13 protein-coding genes and 1 pseudogene are annotated in these 19,592 nt (G+C 68.5%); 9 read left to right on the top strand and 5 right to left on the bottom strand.

Annotated features, from left to right (window positions below):
* Nucleotides 1-52: 52 nt before the first annotated feature.
* The 3 genes from ABT025_RS36990 to ABT025_RS36980 all read right to left on the bottom strand — a co-directional run bounded on the left by ABT025_RS36990 (nucleotide 53) and on the right by ABT025_RS36980 (nucleotide 4,138).
* Nucleotides 53-1,207 (bottom strand): MFS transporter, encoded by a 1,155-nt coding sequence (locus ABT025_RS36990; RefSeq protein WP_502972117.1) that lies wholly within the window; start codon nucleotides 1,205-1,207, stop codon nucleotides 53-55.
* 233 nt (nucleotides 1,208-1,440) lie between these two features.
* Complete coding sequence (locus ABT025_RS36985) at nucleotides 1,441-2,466, bottom strand: alpha/beta hydrolase (RefSeq protein ID WP_351003062.1); 1,026 nt, start codon at nucleotides 2,464-2,466, stop codon at nucleotides 1,441-1,443.
* A gap of 55 nt (nucleotides 2,467-2,521) precedes the next feature.
* The gene (locus ABT025_RS36980) at nucleotides 2,522-4,138 is read right to left on the bottom strand and encodes a phosphodiester glycosidase family protein (protein ID WP_351003061.1); all 1,617 of its coding nucleotides are present in this window, start codon (nucleotides 4,136-4,138) and stop codon (nucleotides 2,522-2,524) included.
* A gap of 786 nt (nucleotides 4,139-4,924) precedes the next feature.
* Here ABT025_RS36980 and ABT025_RS36975 point away from each other — a divergent pair.
* The 5 genes from ABT025_RS36975 (at nucleotide 4,925) to ABT025_RS36950 (ending at nucleotide 12,264) form a co-directional block, all read left to right on the top strand.
* A complete protein-coding gene (locus tag ABT025_RS36975) occupies nucleotides 4,925-5,776 on the top strand; it encodes a metallophosphoesterase family protein (RefSeq protein ID WP_351003063.1) in 852 nt (283 codons plus the stop codon).
* On the top strand, nucleotides 5,773-6,513 hold the full coding sequence (locus ABT025_RS36970; RefSeq protein WP_351003060.1) for a 4'-phosphopantetheinyl transferase family protein: 741 nt from the start codon (nucleotides 5,773-5,775) through the stop codon (nucleotides 6,511-6,513). Before ABT025_RS36975 ends, ABT025_RS36970 begins: the two co-directional genes overlap by 4 nt.
* Before the next feature lie 1,380 nt (nucleotides 6,514-7,893).
* Nucleotides 7,894-8,211, top strand: a complete 318-nt coding sequence (locus tag ABT025_RS36960) for a hypothetical protein (protein WP_351003059.1) — start codon at nucleotides 7,894-7,896, stop codon at nucleotides 8,209-8,211.
* Nucleotides 8,212-8,250: 39 nt separating this feature from the next.
* Entirely contained in the window at nucleotides 8,251-10,428 is a 2,178-nt protein-coding gene (locus ABT025_RS36955) for a DUF6351 family protein (protein ID WP_351003058.1), read from the top strand.
* Between the two features lie 465 nt (nucleotides 10,429-10,893).
* Nucleotides 10,894-12,264, top strand: a complete 1,371-nt coding sequence (locus ABT025_RS36950; protein WP_351003057.1) for a DEAD/DEAH box helicase — start codon at nucleotides 10,894-10,896, stop codon at nucleotides 12,262-12,264.
* A gap of 155 nt (nucleotides 12,265-12,419) precedes the next feature.
* On the opposite strand, the pseudogene ABT025_RS36945 reads toward ABT025_RS36950, so the two are convergent.
* A pseudogene (locus tag ABT025_RS36945) lies at nucleotides 12,420-12,994 on the bottom strand (IS5 family transposase); the annotation flags it as partial.
* A 50-nt stretch (nucleotides 12,995-13,044) separates the two neighbouring features.
* Between ABT025_RS36945 and ABT025_RS36940 the strand changes: the two are divergent.
* Nucleotides 13,045-13,695 (top strand): hypothetical protein, encoded by a 651-nt coding sequence (locus ABT025_RS36940; protein WP_351003055.1) that lies wholly within the window; start codon nucleotides 13,045-13,047, stop codon nucleotides 13,693-13,695.
* A gap of 810 nt (nucleotides 13,696-14,505) precedes the next feature.
* Nucleotides 14,506-15,336: a CAP domain-containing protein gene (locus ABT025_RS36935; RefSeq protein WP_351003053.1), complete on the top strand. Its 831-nt coding sequence runs from the start codon at nucleotides 14,506-14,508 to the stop codon at nucleotides 15,334-15,336.
* A gap of 592 nt (nucleotides 15,337-15,928) precedes the next feature.
* Here the strand turns inward: ABT025_RS36935 and ABT025_RS36930 are convergent.
* Nucleotides 15,929-16,522 carry an isochorismatase family protein gene (locus ABT025_RS36930; RefSeq protein WP_351003052.1) on the bottom strand — a complete coding sequence of 198 codons (594 nt, stop codon included), beginning with the start codon at nucleotides 16,520-16,522 and terminating at the stop codon, nucleotides 15,929-15,931.
* A 519-nt stretch (nucleotides 16,523-17,041) separates the two neighbouring features.
* Between ABT025_RS36930 and ABT025_RS36925 the strand changes: the two genes are divergently transcribed.
* Nucleotides 17,042-17,587, top strand: a complete 546-nt coding sequence (locus ABT025_RS36925; RefSeq protein WP_351003051.1) for a hypothetical protein — start codon at nucleotides 17,042-17,044, stop codon at nucleotides 17,585-17,587.
* Nucleotides 17,588-19,391: 1,804 nt separating this feature from the next.
* Entirely contained in the window at nucleotides 19,392-19,550 is a 159-nt protein-coding gene (locus ABT025_RS36920) for a hypothetical protein (protein WP_351003050.1), read from the top strand.
* The last annotated feature ends 42 nt before the right edge of the window (nucleotides 19,551-19,592 follow it).

Raw genomic sequence — 19,592 nt, 5'->3', positions numbered from 1 at the left:
CCTGGGAGTTCGCCGGGAGCCCTGGGCCGGCATGCCGGCCAAGGCCTCCCGGCTACGTCCGAGGTGGCGGTTTGAGAGCTGCGTAGATGCCCGCGCCGCCCGCCAGCAGAATGACGCAGCCCGTGAAGATCAGCCCGGCCTCGCGCAGGCCGAGCCATGTGGCCAAGGCGCCGACCCCGACCACCGGAACCGAGATCCCGGTGTACGCCACGACGAAGAAGGCCGAAATGGTGCCGCCCCGGTGCGCGGCCGGAGCGGCGTCGCTGACCAGAGTCAGTGCCGCGCGGAAGGACAGGCCCTGGCCCGTGCCCCCGCACAGGGCGCCGAGGACGAGCAGCGGCAGGGATTCCGCGATCAGCGACGATGCCACCAGCAGCAGACCGGCGACGAGCGCACCGCACCCGAGAGGCAGCGCAAGGCGCGAGCCGATCCGCCGGGTAAGCAGCTGCCCGGCAGTCGAGGCCAGAAAGACGGAGAACACGATGGCGCCGGTAACGGCCAGGTTGTCCACGCCGAGCGTCTGCGTAGCGAAGCTCGGCGCGACCGCGGTGAACAGCCCGAGCAGCGCGAAGCCCGCGAAGGCAGCCAGTGAGGCGCGTGCGAACACACCTTTCACCTCGTCCGGCACGGCTACGCCCTGAGGTGCCGGACGTGGCCAACGCTGAGGCCGGGCCACGGTCTCCGGAAGAAACCAGGTGATCCCGCACGCCGCGGTCACCAGGCCCAGGTGAACCCAGAAGGGCAGCATCAGCGGCCACGGTGAGTACTCGGCCAGGAAACCGGAGAGCAGCGGCCCGCAGCCCAGCCCTCCCATGTTCGCGGCCGTGGCGGCGAACCCGGCCCGAGCCTTCTGCCCGGGGCGGGCGAGCTCCAGGACCGCCGCCGTCGCCGCGCCGCTCAGCAGGCCGGCCGCGCCGCCGGACAGGAGGCGGCCGGCGAAGAGCAGCGGCAGCCCGCTCTCCAGCAGGTAGCATCCCGCGCTCGCTGCCGACAGCGCCATGGCACACAGGAGCACGGGTCTGCGGCCGACCTTGTCGGAGTAGTTGCCGACCAGCATCAGTACGGCGATCACTGCCAGGGCATAGGCGGCGAACACGATGGTCACCATCAGCTCGGAGAAGCCGATCTGCTGCTGATAGAGCCCGTACAGGGGGGTGGGCAGCGTAGTTCCGGCCATCCCGATGGCGAACACCACAGCCGCCGCCAGATAGCCGGGCCGCCGCCGGCAGCCTGTTCTCCCGCACCCTCACGAACGATCACCCACGTCACCCTACGATCGGCCACCCGCACCAACGGTGCTCGGCGCGAGGCACTGCCGGGGGAGTCGTGGCCGGTTGCGGTGTACGGGTGCCGGCACAGGCCCCCGCGTACGCGTCCCAGCGCTCATTCGGATGGGCTCGACCGGGGACGGCAGAGCGGACGACCTCGGCGGTCGGCCGTTCAGCGGTCGGCGCGCAGGGCGTGGAGCAGCATCGGGAGCGAGGCGTGCAACTCCCGCTGCCAGTACGCCCAGCCGTGGGTCCCTGGTCCGTAGAAGTGTGTGGTCACCTGCCGTGCGCCAGTGCGTTCGAGCTCGTCCGCAAGGGCATGGTTCTGCCTGTTGAAGTCCGCTTCGAGCGCACTCGTACCGCCGGGCGGGTCCAGGGGGCCGGTGGTGCCGTCACCGCAGGACAGATAGACGGGGATCGACCTGAGGCGCTTGGCCAGATGGAACGGGTCGTGGGCCGCCCAGACATCGCGCTGTGCCACCGGATCGCCCCAGACCCTCAGCGGGTCGTTGCCCTGACCGGCGAAGAACCCCATGACGCGGTTCACGGACTCGTCGTTGAGCAGCGGGTGCACGGAGCCCGAGTACGCCGCTGCCGCCTTGAACATTCCGGGGTGCCGGGCGGCGTACAGCAGAGCACCCTGGCCGCCCATCGAGAGTCCCGCCACGACGCGGTTGCTGCTCGCTCCCCAGCCGTGTTCGAGGAGGAGGCGCAACTCCTGGGTGTGGAAGGTCTCCCACGCCGGGTCACCACCCTGGCCGTAGTTCCACCAGTCGCTGTACCAGCCGTTCCAGCCCGCCTCCGGCATGACCACGAGGACGTCGCGCAGGCTCTCGGTCCGTGCGACGTCGGTCCGACCGGTCCACGACGTGTAGTCCCCGCAGCAGCCGTGCAGCAGCCACAGAGTGGGCCAGTGCCGGCTGCGGTCGCCCGGGACCCAGCCGTCGGGCGTGAGGAGACGCACGTTCACCGTCCGGCCGCCGAGGGCCGGTGAACGGACCGAGAGGTCGACCTGCCGATCGGCGACCCGGGTGGTCGCGACGACCTCGGCCCTCCGGGACGAGGCGGTCCCGCCCGCCGTCGCGGCGGGTGAGAGCGCCGAGGCGGAGGCCGGAGCCGCCGGGATCGACACCATGGTGAGCAGTAGTGCGGCAACAACGAGCAGGAGGCGGGCTCGTCGGATCGGGACGGCGGTCATGGTGACTCCTGGCAGTGAGTGGTCGCGGGCTGGGGCCTTGTCGGGTCCGACCGGGTCAGTTCCGGCCGGGCAGTATCAGCAGTGCGTCCCCGACAGGGCGTTCACCGGCCGCGTCTGACGGGTCGTTGATCACTTCTCCGTCGATCACCATGGTGGTCGACCCGCCGCCGTCGAGATTGACCGCGTCGCGCAGGCCCAGTGCCCGGGCCACGGCGGCGCTCTCGGGGATACTCAGTCCGAGCGCGTCCGTGCTGCGTCCGTCGGCCGTCACCAGTACGGTCCTGCCGGCGGCGTCCACCCCGGCCAGCGTGCGGGGATTGCGCTTGTGCACCCAGCCGTAGTAGAAGCTTGCATTGCCGGGCTGCACCATCCCGTCGGTCGCTGGTGTGACGTGCAGGCTTCCGTCGCGGACCAGTTCGGGGCCCCCGTTGAGAATGCCGGTCGCCGGTGACGGGGAGACCTGGTGGCCGTTGCCGTCCCGCAGCGTCGCCTCGATGCGCAGGGGCCGGCCGACGTGTGCCAGGGCGGTCAGCTCGGCGACGCGGCTGCCGGTCGCCTGCACGGAACTGCCGCCGGCCGGCAACGGTCCGCCGCGTGGTGAGCGCATCTCCAGTACCCGGCCCCGGGTGTCCAGTACGGCTTCGACGCCGTCGCCGGACGGGGTCCGACTGCCGAATCCGGGGGTGAAGGCAACGAGCTCGTCGTCGTCGGTGCAGGTCACGTCGTGCAGGGGGAGGGAGGTCGGAGTGTCGTCGTCCGTGCCACCGCAGTTCCTGATCAAGCCCGGAACACGGTCGATGCCGTCCAGCGGCTGCGACGCGTCGCGGCCGGCGATTCGCCCCTTCCACGTGAGCCGGGTGACGCTGCTGTGGCGCCCGTCGTCGCGTATCACCAGGCCGGGACGCCCGTTCACCGGCTCACTCAGCAGCCGGCCGTCGTAGACGCCGACACCGGCCGGGTCACCCGGCGCTCCGGCCTTCGGGTCGAGGACGAAGAACCCGGCGTTGACCGCCGCGGTCGCACCGGCCGAGGCGGCCAGCTCACTGGTCCTCTCGCGGTTCTCCAGGTCAGGACCGTACGACGCCTTCAGCCCGCCGCGGAACCGGCCGGGGGCGATGGTGAGGACGTCGATCCGCCACGGTCCGCGGTCCCCGGAGCTGCCGTCCCAGCCGGTGTACACGGCGGATCCGGCGTACCCGGCCTTTCTCAGCCTGGTGAGCTCGGCCGACGCGGCCGACTGCGAGTCGAATCGCCCGACCCGGACCCGCCACCCAAGTGATCCGCCGGCGTAGTCGGCGACGGCCGGAGTCGTGACGTGCTCCGCCCGGGCGTCGAAACCGTCCCCCTGTACTGCCGCGGTGAGCTCGTCGGCGCTCGCCCGGTCCTTCAGTGCTGTCGGCGGCGCATCGGGGTCCGGCGAGGTGGCACCGCCGGGTATGGAGACCTCGACCGTCCACGCAAGCGCCGGGGCGTCGGCTCCGCGCACGATGCGCGTGAGTGTGACACCGGGCTGCAGTGTCCGCGTGCTGCGGGTCTCGGTCAGCCCGGCGGCTCCCAGCGGCAGGGCTCGCGCCGGCCCCTGGCGCGGTTCGGATGAGGCCGGTGCCGGCAAGGCACCCGCCGAGGCCAACAGGGCAAGGACCATGGACGCGCCGAGGACCTTGATGTTCATGTACCCCCCTGGGAAAGATCCGCCCAGCAAAGGTGCGTGCGCAGACGCCCGTCAGTCAAGACGTGTTCACGTCAATTGAAGGTGAACGGGAGGAGTGGATGGAGGAGCGAACGGCGTTGGCATCGCTCCTGTGACTCCTTCGGCGACACCAGTGGGACCGGCACCGACCGCTGCCGCCGCGCTGTGACCCGAGTCCGCGGCGACTGCGCGGCGCCCTGGTTCTCGTGACGGAAGACCAGGGCTTCCTCGGCGTCATCGACGAACAGCTCCGCAGGACCGAGCAGCACATCGTGATTGCTGGTGAGGTCCCGCCGACGTCCGAACAGCAGGTACGCCTCACGCAACGCTGGCGGCAGCCGGATGCCCAGCCTCTGCTCGGCAGCGTCGAGACCGGCCTCCGTCCATCCGTCGTGCGTTGTCCAGGGCTTCGCCGGCCCAGTGGGCGGCGAAGCCCTGGACGAAGGGCCATGCGCCGCTGCGGCCTGCGACGCCTCGGGCGAGCGGCGCGGGAAGATCGAACGCTTGTGTCGTGCCGGGAAGGTATCTGTCCCACTCGTCAGCCCTCCCCGCACCCCGACATGCCGGCCAGGAGTCCCTGCAATCCGGCAACACGCGGGAGCCACTTGAACAACATCTTGTGGCCGACGTGGGTGGGGCTGAACAGGTTTCGTCCGTCCATCCCGGCGGCGGCGGCGAGCTGACCGCCCGCAACACGTGAATGCTTGTCAGGGAGTCGTGAAGTGTGTTGTCGTGGACGCGATCACATGCGCGGACGAGAGGGCATTGATGACCGGCGGTACCGGGCAGTTGCTGGCCATCAGCGACCTGCACATCAGTTATCCCGAGAACCGTGCCCTGGTGGAGCAGATGGCGCCCGGCTCCGATGACGACTGGCTGATCGTGGCCGGGGACGTCGCGGAGACCGTGGACGACATCCGATGGGCCCTCGGCACTCTGGCGAGCCGCTTCCGCAAGGTTGTCTGGGCTCCCGGCAACCACGAACTGTGGACGCACCCGAAGGACGCCGTCACCCTCCGCGGCGCCGCCCGCTACGACCATCTCGTCGAGCTGTGCCGCGAACTGGGTGTGGCCACCCCCGAGGACCCCTATCCGGTCTGGAACGGTCCCACCGGCCCGGTGGCGGTCGCCCCGCTGTTCCTGCTGTACGACTACAGTTTCCTGCCGGCCGGCTGCGCCACCAAGTCCGAGGGGCTCGCCTACGCACACAAGACCGGCGTCATCTGCAGCGACGAGTACCTGCTGCACCCCGACCCCTACCCGAGCCGTGAGGCCTGGTGCCGGGACCGGGTGGCCGAGACCGAGCGCCGGCTGACGGCGCTCGACGAGGACCTGCCGACGGTCCTCGTCAACCACTACCCGTTGCATCGCCACCCCACAGACGTCCTGCGGTACCCCGAGTTCGCCATGTGGTGCGGCACCCGGCTGACCGACGACTGGCACCAGAGATTCAGGGTGACGGCCATGGTCTACGGCCATCTCCACATCCCCCGGACCACCTGGCACGAAGGCGTCCGCTTCGAGGAGGTGTCGGTGGGATATCCCCGTGAGTGGCGCACCCGGCCGGGGGCGCCCGGCAGACTGCGCCGCATTCTGCCGACCGGAGGACACAACCAGTGATCGAGGAAGTACTTCCGGACTCGGTGGTGGCCGTGGAGAGCCGAGGAGACGACGCGGCCTGCCATGCCGTGCTCCACCCCGAGGAAGAGGCGGTGGTGGCAAGGGCGGTGGAGAAGCGCCGCCGCGAGTTCACCGCCGTACGCGCCTGCGCCCGCCAGGCCATGGCGAAGCTCGGCGTCCAGCCGCAGGCCGTCCTACCGGGTGAGCGTGGCGCCCCGACCTGGCCGGAGGGCCTGCGTGGCAGCATGACCCACTGCGACGGCTACCGCGCCGCGGCTCTCGTCCGCGCCACCGACCTGGCCTCCCTCGGCATCGACGCCGAACCTCACGGTCCGCTTCCGGACGGCGTCCTGCGTTCCGTAGCCCTCCCGGCCGAGTTGGAGCGGCTGGCCGTGCTCGACGCGAAGCATCCCGCCGTCCACTGGGACCGACTGCTGTTCAGCACGAAGGAGTGCGTCTACAAGGCGTGGTTCCCACTGACCGGCAAGTGGCTGGACTTCGAGGACGCGGACATCGAGTTCCACCAGGACCAGGAGAACCAGGACCAGGAGGACCAGAACCAGAACCAGGACCAGGACCAGGACCAGGACCTCGGATCGTTGCCGCAGGGCAGCTTTCGTGCCGAACTGCTCGTCCCCGGACCGCTGGTCGGAGGCCGGCGGATCGGGGTCTTCGAGGGTCGGTGGATCATCCGTCAGGGCCTGGTCATCACCGCGCTCACGGTCCCGCACCCCTGAGGACGCTTCCGTCGCGCTGGGGCGGGAGGAGGGCGTCGATGCCGGCCCGGGGTCTTCACCACCGCTGCCGGACTCGCGGCGGGGTGTCGGTGTCTCGATCGGGGCGGTGAACCAGCGGATGGGGGCCATGACGCCCTGGTCCTGTACGGCCGGTTGTCGACGGACCCGCGCCCGGACCGAGTGCACTTCCGGACGGACCGGCCCAGTGCAGTCCCGGCTGTCCTTGCCGGAGCCGAGGTGATGGATCTCGGCAACGGGCAGAGCTTTGTCCGCCGGTAGTCGGGGCCCGTGGCGAGGATCCGCTCGATGGTTGTTCACCTGGCTGGTTCGCGGACTCGGGGAATCGGGGAGACCAGGAAGATTCCAACTGGTTCCGGCGCTCAGGAACCGTGGCAGTGATGCCCCGGCGACGCAGGAGGCGCCTGATCGCCAGGATCGCGCAGGCCTTGTCGTCGAGCACGCGGTCCGGTGCCGTACGCGGCGACCCGTACCGGCGAGTGGAACGCGAATCCTCCCGTCGACGACCTGACCGAACCCGCCGCCGGCGTCGGTGTTTCCCGGCGCAGTACGACCGTCAACGGTAGCCCCCGGCTTTCGACGGCGAGCTGGACCTGACCTCGGTGATCGACTGGAGCTGACGGGGCTTCAGTTGCTGGTCCTCGGCGAAACCACCGGACAGGGGCTGCTGACCTCGGGGCGGGTGCAGGCCGTCAGGCCGCCCGCGTTTCCGGGCATCCAGTACGGGCTTCTCCGCGCACATCCTGGGCAAAGCTGCAGGGTCAGGCTGCTCCCGTACAGACCGAACGGCCCTGCGTGGTCCGGAAGTCAGCCGGCCCATCGCCTCGCGCCGGTCGCTGTCGGCGACCAAGACCGTGTGCCCCGGTCGCCGTGCCGGTCCGTGCCGTGCCGTCGCCGAACGCTGCGCGCCGCCGGGTGCCGTGAACGCACGGGGCGCCGTCGGCGCCGTGACGCCGGCAGCACTTGCCACTTGCCGGATCGGGCTGCCACGGACGGCCTCCTCGTCGTGTTGAGCCGGGGGTGCCGGTCGTCTTGTATCTGGACCTCGCGAATGCGGTTGATGCTTGCGAACGTTCCCGGAGCCTGTCAAGGCCTGCGACTCATCACTTTGTCGAGGAAATCCTGCTGGATGCAAGGGTCTTGCGGTTCGGCTCGACTGCTGTCGATGATGTGCTCTCCGGAACGTTGCTGAGATTGCGGGAACGTTTTCATAGGGGAGTGACATGAAGATCACCGGCCTGGAAGTGCTGCCTCTTCCTGACCAGGGCGACGGCATGACCATGCTCGTGGTCGACACCGACGAGGGCATCCAGGGCCTGTGCGAGGCCGGCATCGGGTCGGGCCGACGGACGGTCGCGGGCGGTGTCGCGCGGTCTCGGGCGCATCGAGGAGCCGATCACCAGCGAGGGGCCGCTACAGATCGAGCACCTGCGGTGGGTGATGTTCCGACGCGGGCTCCTTCCAGCGGACGGGAGACCAGGCGCGGCGATCGCCGCGGTGGGCGTGGCCCTGTGGGGCATCCTCGGCAAGCTGCTCGGCGTTCCGGATCGGCGGACATCGCCCGTTCGCCGAATCGAAAGTGCCATGCGCATGTCGCTGGCCGATGAGTCGCGCGCTCCCGGACAACGGGACATGCGCATCACCCTCCCGGCGGGCCGACAGCCCGCCTCTACGCATTGAGTACGATCTCCGACTCCAGAAAGTGAGGCGTGTTCCGTCGTGTCGATCAGACGAACCGCGAAGCCGGTCGAAAAGGGTCTTGCCGGCATAGCGCTCATGGGTGTGCTGGTAGGTGCGTCAGCGACGCCGGCCGGTAGCTTGGAACGCGAGACGCTGCAGGTGACGGCCGTTTCGTCACGGCCCGGCACGGTGTCGGGAGACGACGCCCTGATACGCGTCGAGGTGCCCGCCTCCATAGCGGCCGACACGGTCCGGGTCGCGGTGGACGGCCGGGACGTGACCTCGGGCTTCCGCCCGTCCGGCGATGGGCTGATGGGCATGGTGAGCGAGCTGTCCAAGGGCGACAACAGGCTCACTGCCAGTGCGCAGGGCGCGATCACGGGACAGCTGACCCTGAAGAACCACCCCATCACCGGGCCGGTGTTCGCGGGGCCGCAGGAGCAGCCGTTCATCTGTGACACCGCCGATTTCAAGACGGTGACCGGCGGCACCCTCGGCCAGCCGATCGACAAGGACTGCTCGGTCAAGACCCGCGTCGATTACATGTACCGCACCACGGCGGGCACGTTTGTCCCCCTGCCCGACGAGAACGTCCGCCCCGCCGACCTGGCGACCGCCACGACCAGCCTGGGCAAGAAGGTCCCGTACATCGTCCGGGTCGAGACCGGCACCATCAACCGCGGCATCTACGAGACGGCCGTGCTGCACGACCCGGAATCCGGCACACCCGACCCCCTTCAGCGTGGACCGGGCTGGAACGGGCGTCTCGTGTACGGCTTCGGCGGGGGCTGCAACGGCGGCTGGTACGTCCAGGGCCGCAACACCGTCGGCATCATGAACGACACGTATCTGAGCAAGGGCTACGGCGTCGCATCGTCCACGCTGAACGTCTTCGGCAACAACTGCAACGACCTGCTGGCCGCCGAGACCATGAGCATGGTGAAGGAACGGTTCGTGGAGACGTACGGCGACCCGGCCTTCACCATCGGGAACGGCTGCTCCGGCGGCTCGTACCAGACCCACCAGATCGCCGACAACTACCCGGGCCTGCTGGACGGCATCCTTTCCGGCTGCAGCTTCCCCGACGTCGGTTTCGGGACGATACAGACGCTCAGCGACGCCCAGCTCCTGAACCACTACTTCAAGAATGTCGCGCCGGACGTATTCACCAAGGAGCAGCAGAGGGCGGTTTCAGGGTTCGGCAAGTGGGAGAGCATCGGCAGTCTGGCCAGGGCAAGCGGCCGTGTCGACCCCACGGTGTACTGTCCGGCGCAGCTGCCCGAGGGGCAGCGCTACGACCCCGCCACCAACCCGGACGGTGCTCGCTGTGATGTCTACAGCCACACCGTGAACGTCTACGGCGAGGTGCCGGAGACCGGGAAGGTGCGTCGGCCGCTCGACAACACCGGTATCCAGTACGGACTTGAGGCTCTGAACAACGGCACCATCGACATGGACCAGTTCATCGACCTCAACCGGCGCATCGGCGGCCTCGACGACGATGCCAAGCCCGCCGCTGAGCGCACCGTCGCCGATCTCAAGGCGGTACGGCTCGCCTACCGCACGGGCCGCATGCTGAACGGCGGTGGCGGCCTCGCCGACGTTCCGATCATCGACTACCGCGACTACACGGACGACGCGGCGGCCGGAGACATGCACATGCGCTTCCACTCCTTCTCCACCCGGGCGCGCTTGGACAAGGCCAACGGAACCCATGCCAACCAGGTCATGCTGACCCGCTCCAGCGGGCACGGATTCACCCTTGCCGGGATGCTGTCCGACATGGACCAGTGGCTCACCGGCATCAAGGGAGACTCCGCCGCCGACGCCCCCATCGAGAAGATCGTCCGCCACCAGCCGCAGGGACTCGCGGACGCCTGCTGGACCCGTGGCATCGGTGCGAAGAAGATCACCGAGCCCCAGGTCGAGGGCATCAACAACACCGAGTGCAACACCCTCTACCCGGTGTGGACATCGCCGCGGATGGTCGCCGGAGCCGATGTGGCCAACGACATCGTCAAGTGCCGCAAGCGTCCCGTGAGCCGCTCCGACTACCAGGGGCCAGTGACCGACGCCCAGTTCAACGAGCTGACGGCGATCTTCCGTTACGGTGTCTGCGACTGGTCCCAGCCCGGGGCAGGTCAGCAGGGCCTTGTCGGTACGTGGCTTTCCTTCGACCCTCAAGTGACGGGATCGCGGCGCGTGAGCCCAAACTGAGGCAGAGGCAGAGGCAGGCCAAGACAGGGGATTTGCTACCGCCTGGTCGCTTCGTCATCGGGTCCCCCGTGACCCGAAACCAGCCCCGCCGCATCGTGTCTCACGACTCCGGGCCTCCAGGCTGCCTGCGCCGTTGGTAGCGGCCGCGTGGTCGTTCTCGGAGCAGTCCCGCGACGTCTCGACGTCGAGTGGCTGCCGCCTCCCGACTCGCCACTTTGCGGGCTTCGAACTGAACGGGCGCAGCGTTCCCACGACGTCACGCCCGGTAGGTCCGCTCGACACCTTTCCCAGCAGGTCGGGTCAGGTGCGTCCGAGGCCGATGACGACAGCGGGCGAGCAGACGGGACCAGGGTGTGCCGGGGCACCCGCTGGTAAACTGGTGGCACGCTTCAAAATCGCCAGGGCCCGTACCGAGGGGTACGGGCCCTGGCGCGTTTTGGGCGCCGGACCGAGAAGGGTTACCCCATGAACGCAAAGCCGCCGGCCCCGAAGGGCGAACTGGCAACGCCGCAGACGGCTGTTCCCAGCCTGCCGCCGGTCGAGTCCTTCGACGAACTCGGGCTGCCGTCGGAACTGACGGCGACGATGACCGGACTCGGTGTGAAGGAGCCCTTCCCGATCCAGGCAGCGACCTTGCCCAACGCGCTGGCGGGCCGTGACGTCCTCGGCCGCGCGCGGACCGGCTCCGGGAAGACGCTTGCCTTCGGGCTTGCGCTGCTGGCACGGACTGCAGGCACGCGGGCGGAACCGAAGCGGCCGCTCGCACTGGTCCTGGTGCCGACCCGGGAGCTTGCGCAGCAGGTGAGCGACGCGCTGGCGCCGTACGCGCAGGCCCTGAACGTTCGGCTGGCGACGGTGGTCGGCGGGCTGGCGATCAACCGGCAGGCGGCACTTTTGCGGGCCGGCGCCGAAGTGGTCGTCGCGACGCCGGGACGGCTCGCCGACCTGGTGTCGCGTCGGTTCTGCGAGTTGCAGCAGGTGCGGATCACGGTGCTGGACGAGGCGGACCAGATGTGCGACCTGGGGTTCCTGCCCCAGGTCTCGGAAATTCTGGACCAGGTCCGCCCCGACGGACAGCGGCTGCTCTTCTCGGCCACGCTCGACCGCAATGTCGACCAGTTGGTGCAGAACTATCTGCACGAGCCGGTAGTCGCCTCGCTCGACCGTGTGGCGGGCTCGGTCACCACGATGGAACACCATGTGCTGAACGTCCACCCCGCCGACAAGTACGCGACCGCGACCGAAATCGCCGCGCGGGACGGCCGGGTCCTGATGTTCCTGGACACCAAGGCCGGCGTGGATCAGTTCACCCGGCACCTGCGGGCCAGCGGCGTACGGGCTGCCGCCCTGCACAGCGGGAAGTCGCAACCCCAGCGCACACACACGCTCGCGCAGTTCAAGGACGGCGAGATCGACGTGCTGGTGGCCACCAACGTCGCGGCGCGAGGCATTCACATCGAGGCGCTCGACCTCGTCGTCAATGTCGACCCGCCGGCCGACGCGAAGGACTACCTGCACCGTGGCGGGCGTACCGCTCGTGCCGGGGAATCCGGGAACGTCGTCACACTGGTCACCCCGAACCAGCGGCGGGACGTCAACCGGATCATGACCGAAGCCCGGATCCGGCCGACTGTCACCCAGGTGCGTTCCGGCGAGGAGAAGCTGACCGCCATCACCGGGGCGAAGCGCCCGCCCGTCGAAGGGAAGGGGAGCGGCAACGTCCCGTTTCGCGGCATGGGCACTCGTCCGGGCCGCTCCAAGGAGTCCCGGAAGACGGCCGACGCCCGCAAGACGGCGGAAGCACGCGCGGCGGCCCGGGTACGCAAGGGCCGCTGAGTCGCCTGACGGCGTCCGCCCAGGGGGCCTGCGCAGCAGTCCGGCCGGCCGAGACGGGTGGCGGGTGGTGCGCCGTCACGCCATCGCCGACGGTGATACTGAGGCAGGTCAGTGCCGAGGTGGCGAAGCGTGCCGACGCTCCGGACGCGGGCTGATCACGCTCTGAGCCAGAGGCATATCGACGCGAGGTTGACGGCGCCGTGGAAGACGTAGGCACGCTTGTCATTCCGCGTCGCGACGGTAATGGAGTGCTAGAGCCGGTTGATCTTGCGCTCGACCTCGTTCCGGTGCTTGTACATCTGTCTGTCGAGACCGCACGCCGGTCTCCTAGGCTGCCGCGGCGCCGGCGGTTGGCCCGCTGGTCTTCGGCTCCGGGATCGTGTGCTTGACCTGGCGTCTGCGCAGGTAGCGGCGATTGCGGCGGGAGCTGTAAGCTCTGTCGCCGCCGAAGTGGTCGGGACGGGTACGCGGATGCCCGCCACATGGGCGCTTGACCCTGATACGTTCCAGAACCGGGATCAGCTGGGGGCTGTCACCCCACTGCCCGGCCGGGATCAGCATGGCCAATGGACGGCGGCCGCCTTCACCGGCAAGGTGGATCTTGGAGGTCGGACCGCCAAGGGACCGGCCGAGTCCTTCGGCGGGGCGGTGCTGGCGAGGCACTGACCTCTGTTTCGGGATCCGGGGTGTGCTGCGCGGTGCACCGGCAGCGTGCGTGGGCCCGGCAGCTGTATGCATGCTGTCTCCCGAGCTACCGAAGGCAGCCCTTAGCCTTCGTCCATGCAGGCAACTTTGATGATTTACGACGGCACAGCCGCACCCGATGCAGACATACCGCGTACCGGTGGCGTGCCGCTGGCCCCCGAGGGGTTCATCTGGCCGCTCTGCGGCGACTTCTGCGGAGGGCCGATGCAGTTCTTCGCGCATCTGCCGGTCGAGTACGGCGTCCTGTCGGTGTTCCTGTGCCAGAACGATCCGGGCGCCTGCGAGTTGTGGGACGCGACGTCCGGGGCCAATCGGGTCTTCCTGTTCCCGCCCGCGGGACTGGTGCCGGTGGCCGTGCCGGAGAAGGGCGTGACACTCCTGCCCGCAGTCTCGGCGATCAAGACCCAGGTCGTGACACTCGAACCCGATCAGGACGACGGCGACGAGCTCCCGCCCGACGCTTACGACCTCGCCCGTTCAGGGTGGGAGCGGGAGCCCGGCGAGTGGTTCGGGAAGCAGCGCGAGGTACTCGGATCACTTGGCGGCAGCCCCTCCTACCTGGAGGACGACCGGTTGCCCAGGTGCCCCTCCTGCTCCGGCGCGACGGAATTCGCGGCACACCTGGAGGAGGGGATCGACCGGCAGACCGCGATGAACCTCGGTGGCCAGTTGGGCTACGTCTTCGTCTGCCGCCCCTGCTCCGTGGGCGCCTTCCTCACGGACTGACAACCGTGCCGTCCACCACGCCCTGGAGACACCGCCGCCCCCCGCTGGGCGGCGGCGGTGTCGGCGATGCGCTGCAGGTCGGCGGTGACCGCGTGGACCGGCCGCAACCAGGGCGAAGGGCTCTACCGGCATGGCCTCCACTCGTGGGACGGCGCGGAATGACACCGGCCGGCCATGCCGTGGACCGCGCTTACGTGGGACACGACGCCCGCCCACCCGGGCGAGGATGCCGTCACCGTCACGGCTGCGGACCTCCTGGCGGTACCCGGGAACACCGGGTACCGCGGTGACGACGGAGAGATGGTCCTTCAGCCGTAGAAGAAGTGCTCAAGGTCCTCGATGGATCCTGTCGCCCGGTGAAGAGACCCTCGGCAGCCTTTGCGATCACGGTCGTCGTCCCTGTCCGCGGTGAGCCCCTCGCCGCCCCGGGTCGGCCGAGAGCATGCACCTGCCCGCTCCGGGCGGGCCGAGCACCCTCCGTATCGGGCCGACATGGCCCTTGAGGCGGTCCACGTCCCGGCGACGACGCCGTGGCCCACCCGGTTGTCGATGTGGCCTCACCGCAATACGCCATCACCCACACCGCTGTGCCCTCTCACGGTCGGCTCGCCCGTCGCGCACATTCGCGCGGTGGACGAGGGGCAGGCCCCGGAGGCGTGCACAGGCGTGCACAGGCGAGATGGGCGTGCGGGCGGACACCACGTGACGAGGGCTCGGATAACGAAGCCGTAACGGAGCGGGACGGGTCGGGCGCCCACCGCTCCTTAGAAGTGATCCACCCTCCGCAAAGAGTGAACTGGAGTTACTTCGATGTCTCAGCACCGCGCATCACACGGCAGGGCCCGTACCAAGACCGTCCGTTCGCATGCGAAGACCAGCAGTCCCCGTGCCCGGATCTTCGCTGCATCCGGTGTCTTGCTCGCGCTCGGTGGAGCGGTTGCCCTGACGCTGCAGAGCGGCCCGGACGACACGGATTCCGCCGCGCTTGGGAAGCCGCAGGGCCAGCAGTCCGTCGACGACCGTGCGGCAGAGGGCAACGCCACACGTGTGCAGGCATCGTATGCGGAAGAGAATGAGGCCGCGGAAGCGGAGGAACGGCTGATGGGGAAAGAGGAACAGAACGCCCGCGAACGGGCCGCTGAGACGGCGCGCGAGAACCAGCAGGAGGCTGAGCGGAAGCGCCTGGCCGCGGCGGAGGAGGCTCGCGCGAAGACGACCCGGGCGCAGCAGCAACAGCAGAAGCAGAATGCTGAGCCTGCGACCCCGGCGGACAGCGGTGACTCCGATTCCGCAGGCTCTTCCTCCATCGGCATGTCTGCCGACGGGCACCGGCTCATCTCACTCCTCAATGAGCGCCGCGTCGCCCTGGGGCTCCCGCGCGTCGAGGAGAGCGGCGATCTGGCCGGTCAGGCCCAGGAATGCTCCGCGCGCAGCCTTGAGAGGGGCGCTCTCGAGCACTGTGGCCACGAGGTTCTCTTCATGGGAGGAAAGGGCACCACGCCCGAGGCGATGATCGAGGCATGGTTCAACAGCGCGGGCCACAAGACCGCACTGACCTACGGAAGTTCGACCAGGGCCGGTGCGGCTGTCGTCGTCGACAGTGCCGGCCGGCTTGTCGCAGCCATCAACATCGACTACTGAACCGCGTCCGGCCGGACAGCACTGAACAGCCGGCCGGACCGTCACTTCGCCGTCGTGGTGAGCGGCGGCTCATGAACTGTCGGACCCGGTTGAGCCGCTGCAGAGGCTGACCGTGCTCCGTTTGCTGCCGCCGGACCGCCCGTAGTGAGATCGAGATCGTGCAAGAGGGGCGGTCACGCGATTGCCACCTGGGGGCACGGCATTGCCATGGTGCACTCGGGTGACGAACCGCGCCTGCGAACTGAGGGCGGCAGTTCAGGCATCGGCCGCTGGATTGCAGGGCTCCGGCCGGCTGGGGGCGCTCTGATGGGCTGAGGTTTCACTTGTGCCGGCGCACCGGGTGCTCCTCGGTGGGCAGGAGCGCTGTACACACGAGTCGGGCCCCCGGCTGGTTTCAGTACCCGCTCTTGCACGGATCAGGACCTGGGCTGCGCTGGTGATGGATGACGGAGCATCCTCCACGGGCAAGTGCACTTCCCGCGGCGGAAGCTGTCGGCTTCCGGGAGATCCGCCTGCGCGCGACCCGAAGTGCCTCCTGCGGATCGCTCGCTTCCGACGACGAGCGCGCTGGTACCGCGTGTGCTGCGCCGGACTAACTCAGCAGTGGCGCTTGGCCGGACGTCTCGATGCCGGCCTCACGGAAGTCCTCCAGAGTGGAGGCAATGGTGTCGGGGGCTACGCCGACGGAGTAGTCCAGGCGTACCCGGGTACTGAAGCCCGCCGCGGCGGCATCCAGCGCGGTGGCACGCACGCAGTGGTCGGTTGCGATGCCCACGACGTCGACGTCCCTCACCTCCCGGGCCCGAAGCCAGTCGGCGAGGGAGGTCCCCTCGGCGTCCGCACCTTCGAAGCCGCTCTTGGAGGCGCTGTGGGCGCCCTTGAAGAAGACGGCGTTGACCTTGCCACCGGTCGCGGTGGGGGCGAAGTCCGGGTGGAACTCGCCACCTTCGCCTCCGGCTACGCAGTGCACGGGGAAGCTGTCCTTGAAGTCCGGATTCTTCGAGAAGTGGTTTCCCGGGTCGATGTGGTGGTCGCGGGTGGCCACGACGTACTGGTAGTCACCGCCCGCGCTCTGCTCCACCAGGTCGGCGATGGCGGCTGCGATCCGGGCGCCTCCTGCGACAGGAACGCTGCCGCCCTCGCAGAAGTCCTTCTGCACATCCACGACGATCAAGCCTCTGCTCATGCCGAGCACCTTTCACGATCGAACAGCGGGGAGAACTGCTGAACCCGTCCGGGCCTGCGAAGGGTGCCGCCCCAGCACCGACGCCGGCGAGCAGACGACCGGCGGGCTGCACCGGGCGACGCTGCCTTCGCAAGGGCCTGCGGCGGACACCTTCGAGGTGTTCAGCTTCGCGGGGGAGGCGGTGAACTGCCAGCGGAACTCGGTCGTCGCCCGCTCACCCCCGTTCCGGCGCTGCGCGTTCGGGTTGCTCCCGAACAGGTGCGACGTCGGGTGTGAGGGATGACCCGCGTCTTCCTGGCCGGCTCACTGCCGAGGCTCATCGACCGTGCCGGTGCCGGCACCGGGGGAGGGGAGGGCTGGGGTGCCACGCGGGCTCGGGCAGCGGCGAACCGGGACTCGGGTGCCTCCGCGGACGGTCGGCGTTCCGCCCGGGCCGGCTCGGGAACCGTTCTGCCCCGTTCCTGCGTGACCACGTGTGTTGCCGGCGGTTGGTGAGGGGACCGGATGAGGGCTCGGGTGATGGCGAGCGTGGTGGTAGCGGCCTGTGTGGCGCTGGGGGCGTGCGCGTGCGGTCCGGAGGATTCGGAAGACGACAAGGACACGAATCCTTCGCAGCCGTCCATGGCTACGCGGCCTGAACAGCCGGCGGCCACACCGTCCGGGTCCGCGCGGCCCGAGAAGCCATCAGCCGAGCCGACCGGCGATCAACGCACGCCCAGGACGAGAGCGGGCGCGATCCACCGGTACGAGCAATACCTCCATGCCTTGGGCCGTGAGGACATCGACGAGGTCTGCGAAGTGGCCCGGCCCGCTGCGCAGAAGGCACAGGACCAGGGATTCGGCCCGTGCACGTCGACGTACGCCACCGTGTTCCAGATGATCTCGTCCACGCAGAAGAAGGCCCTGCGAACTGCGACGGTCGACCCGCAGCGCATTGTCGTGCGCACGCCCGACAAGATCGATATGCCGGTCGAAGCGGTCAGGGCTTCAGCAACCTTCTCGGAGAGCGACCTCGGCAGCTACACCCTGGAGTACCTCAAGAACGATTGGTACATCACCGACTGAATACGACGCGCCGTAGAGGGAGCCACCCGGGGGACGGCGCCGCGCGCACGCCACCCGGCGGCCGGCCGGCCGCCGACGGCCTTTCAGCCTTGGACCGTGAGGTCGGCCGACAGGCGCCGGACGACGGACGGGTGTCCGCTTCTCCGCCCTCGTGTCCGGCACGCCGGGCGTGCCCCGGGGCCATCTGCCGGCGGCCGTGAGGCTGATGTCGTTGATTGTCTTTCGCCGGACCGATCCTCATGCGGTTCGTCGAGGACAGCGAAGGGGGTCAGACGGATCAGCACGACGCCGTGAGGTGAAGGAGGGCGTCACCCGCCTGGTCGGCATGCCGTCGAGCGGTCAGTGCCGGGAGTTGATCGATTTGTTCGGGGAAGAGGCCGAAACCGAGCCCGACCCGGCTCGACGCGGGTTCTCGCGGGGTTCCCGGACGGAATCGGGCTTCCTTGAGGATGTATCCGGACTGGTCTATGCGTGAGCGGATCAGGACGCGCTTGTGCGGGAGTCCGAATCCTGCGCGGCCGGCCCCCTGGTGTCTCAGTACCTTGATCCGGTTGGGGCATTGAGACCGTGCGCCATCGAATGCTGCGCACTCACTCCGATGGCGGTCTTCCGACGAGGGTAGACGCCCCGGTGGGATGGTCGGAACAGGGAACGGTGCTCGGCACGCCGCGAGGGGCGAGTCCGAGCCCGGCGGCACACTGATCGAACGTGATCGAATAAGATCAAAAGTCGATTGATCTCGGCTGGGCACAGCTGAATCGCGACGGAAATGCTCCTGTTGATCACAATGCTATGTGCGGAAAAATGACTTTGTGTGGAGGGGTTGAGAGCTCAACTGTCCCGTTCTGTGCGTATTTTCCCTCCAGGTCAATTTGATGGCCGGGTGAGAAGTGATGTGCAGTCACGATCCTCGTGGACGAGATAGATCGACAAGAAGACAAGCAAGTGAGCGAGGGGATTCATCGAGAGTGTCTGCCGCTGCGCTCCAGGGCGATTGTGCGGTATCTGTCACGCTGTCGTTCCCGTAGGGACTCACTTTGACATCGAGGGTGATGCAGTGGTCCGGCCGAATTCTCTTCTCTCGACTTTCGTTCTTGCATGGACCGTGATTTCTGGAAACATGGTTGACGCTGCACGGTGCGCCTTCAGTATCACACCGGTCGGCTTTATCTGGAATGCGAGAATAAACTTCAGCCGAGGTGGGGGCAGTAGCCCGCCTTCACGGTTCCGCGGTCGTTCCGAGCGTGGGACCCATTTCCTTGCTGCGCGTACTCGCGGCATCGAGGCGCTGGGCCTGTGGTGGCCCCGGCGCCCTGGGGGTCCTCGTTCTCTTGCCTGCTCGTTCCTCTGTGCCCAGGGTCATTGCAAGATCGAGATCTGTCCGGGCTCGTCGAAGAGGTCGAGGGTTCGTGGGGGCCGGCGGTGGTCGCGGGCAGGAGGAGCGGCTTGCGGGCCCTCTTTTCCAGTGCGGTGGGGAAATGGGTGACGATATCGGTGCAGGCGCGGTCCCACTCGCTTTCATGGGTCTAGACAACTGTATGATCACCAGTTCCATGCCGGCTCTGTCGCCCGGACTCCTTTGCTGCACACCGGGCATGACGTCACGTCACTCATGAATCCGGCGAACCGGACCACTCTGGGTTGCGCAGCTTTCCGGCACTCTTGATAAGAGGCTCGTGATGAATTAATAATTGCGCCGAGCCCGCCGCGGAAGATCCAACACCCAGATCTGTGCGGGTTGTTGCGACCTTGTCCGCATCGGGGCCGGTGAGGGATATGAGTCCCGTTTCCGATTGGAGAGCACATGGCTGAGCATGCGGAGCACGAGGAGCCCCTGTTCGAGGAGTTCGACCACGCGGTTTACGCGCGTTGTTCGAACAACAACATGCCCATGTTCGCAACCTTCGTTCCGTTGAACGAGGACGAGCAGGCCGTGGTGGACGAGGCGCTGGCGCTGTCCTGATCGCCTCGCCCGTATGGGCCCGGCTCCGCTGGTGCGGGCGTC

Source organism: Streptomyces sp. NPDC002809 (assembly GCF_040295435.1).
Taxonomy (GTDB): Bacteria; Actinomycetota; Actinomycetes; order Streptomycetales; family Streptomycetaceae; genus Streptomyces.
The sequence above is the reverse complement of the archived record's forward strand: the minus strand, read 5'-3'. Positions and strand labels throughout refer to the sequence as shown.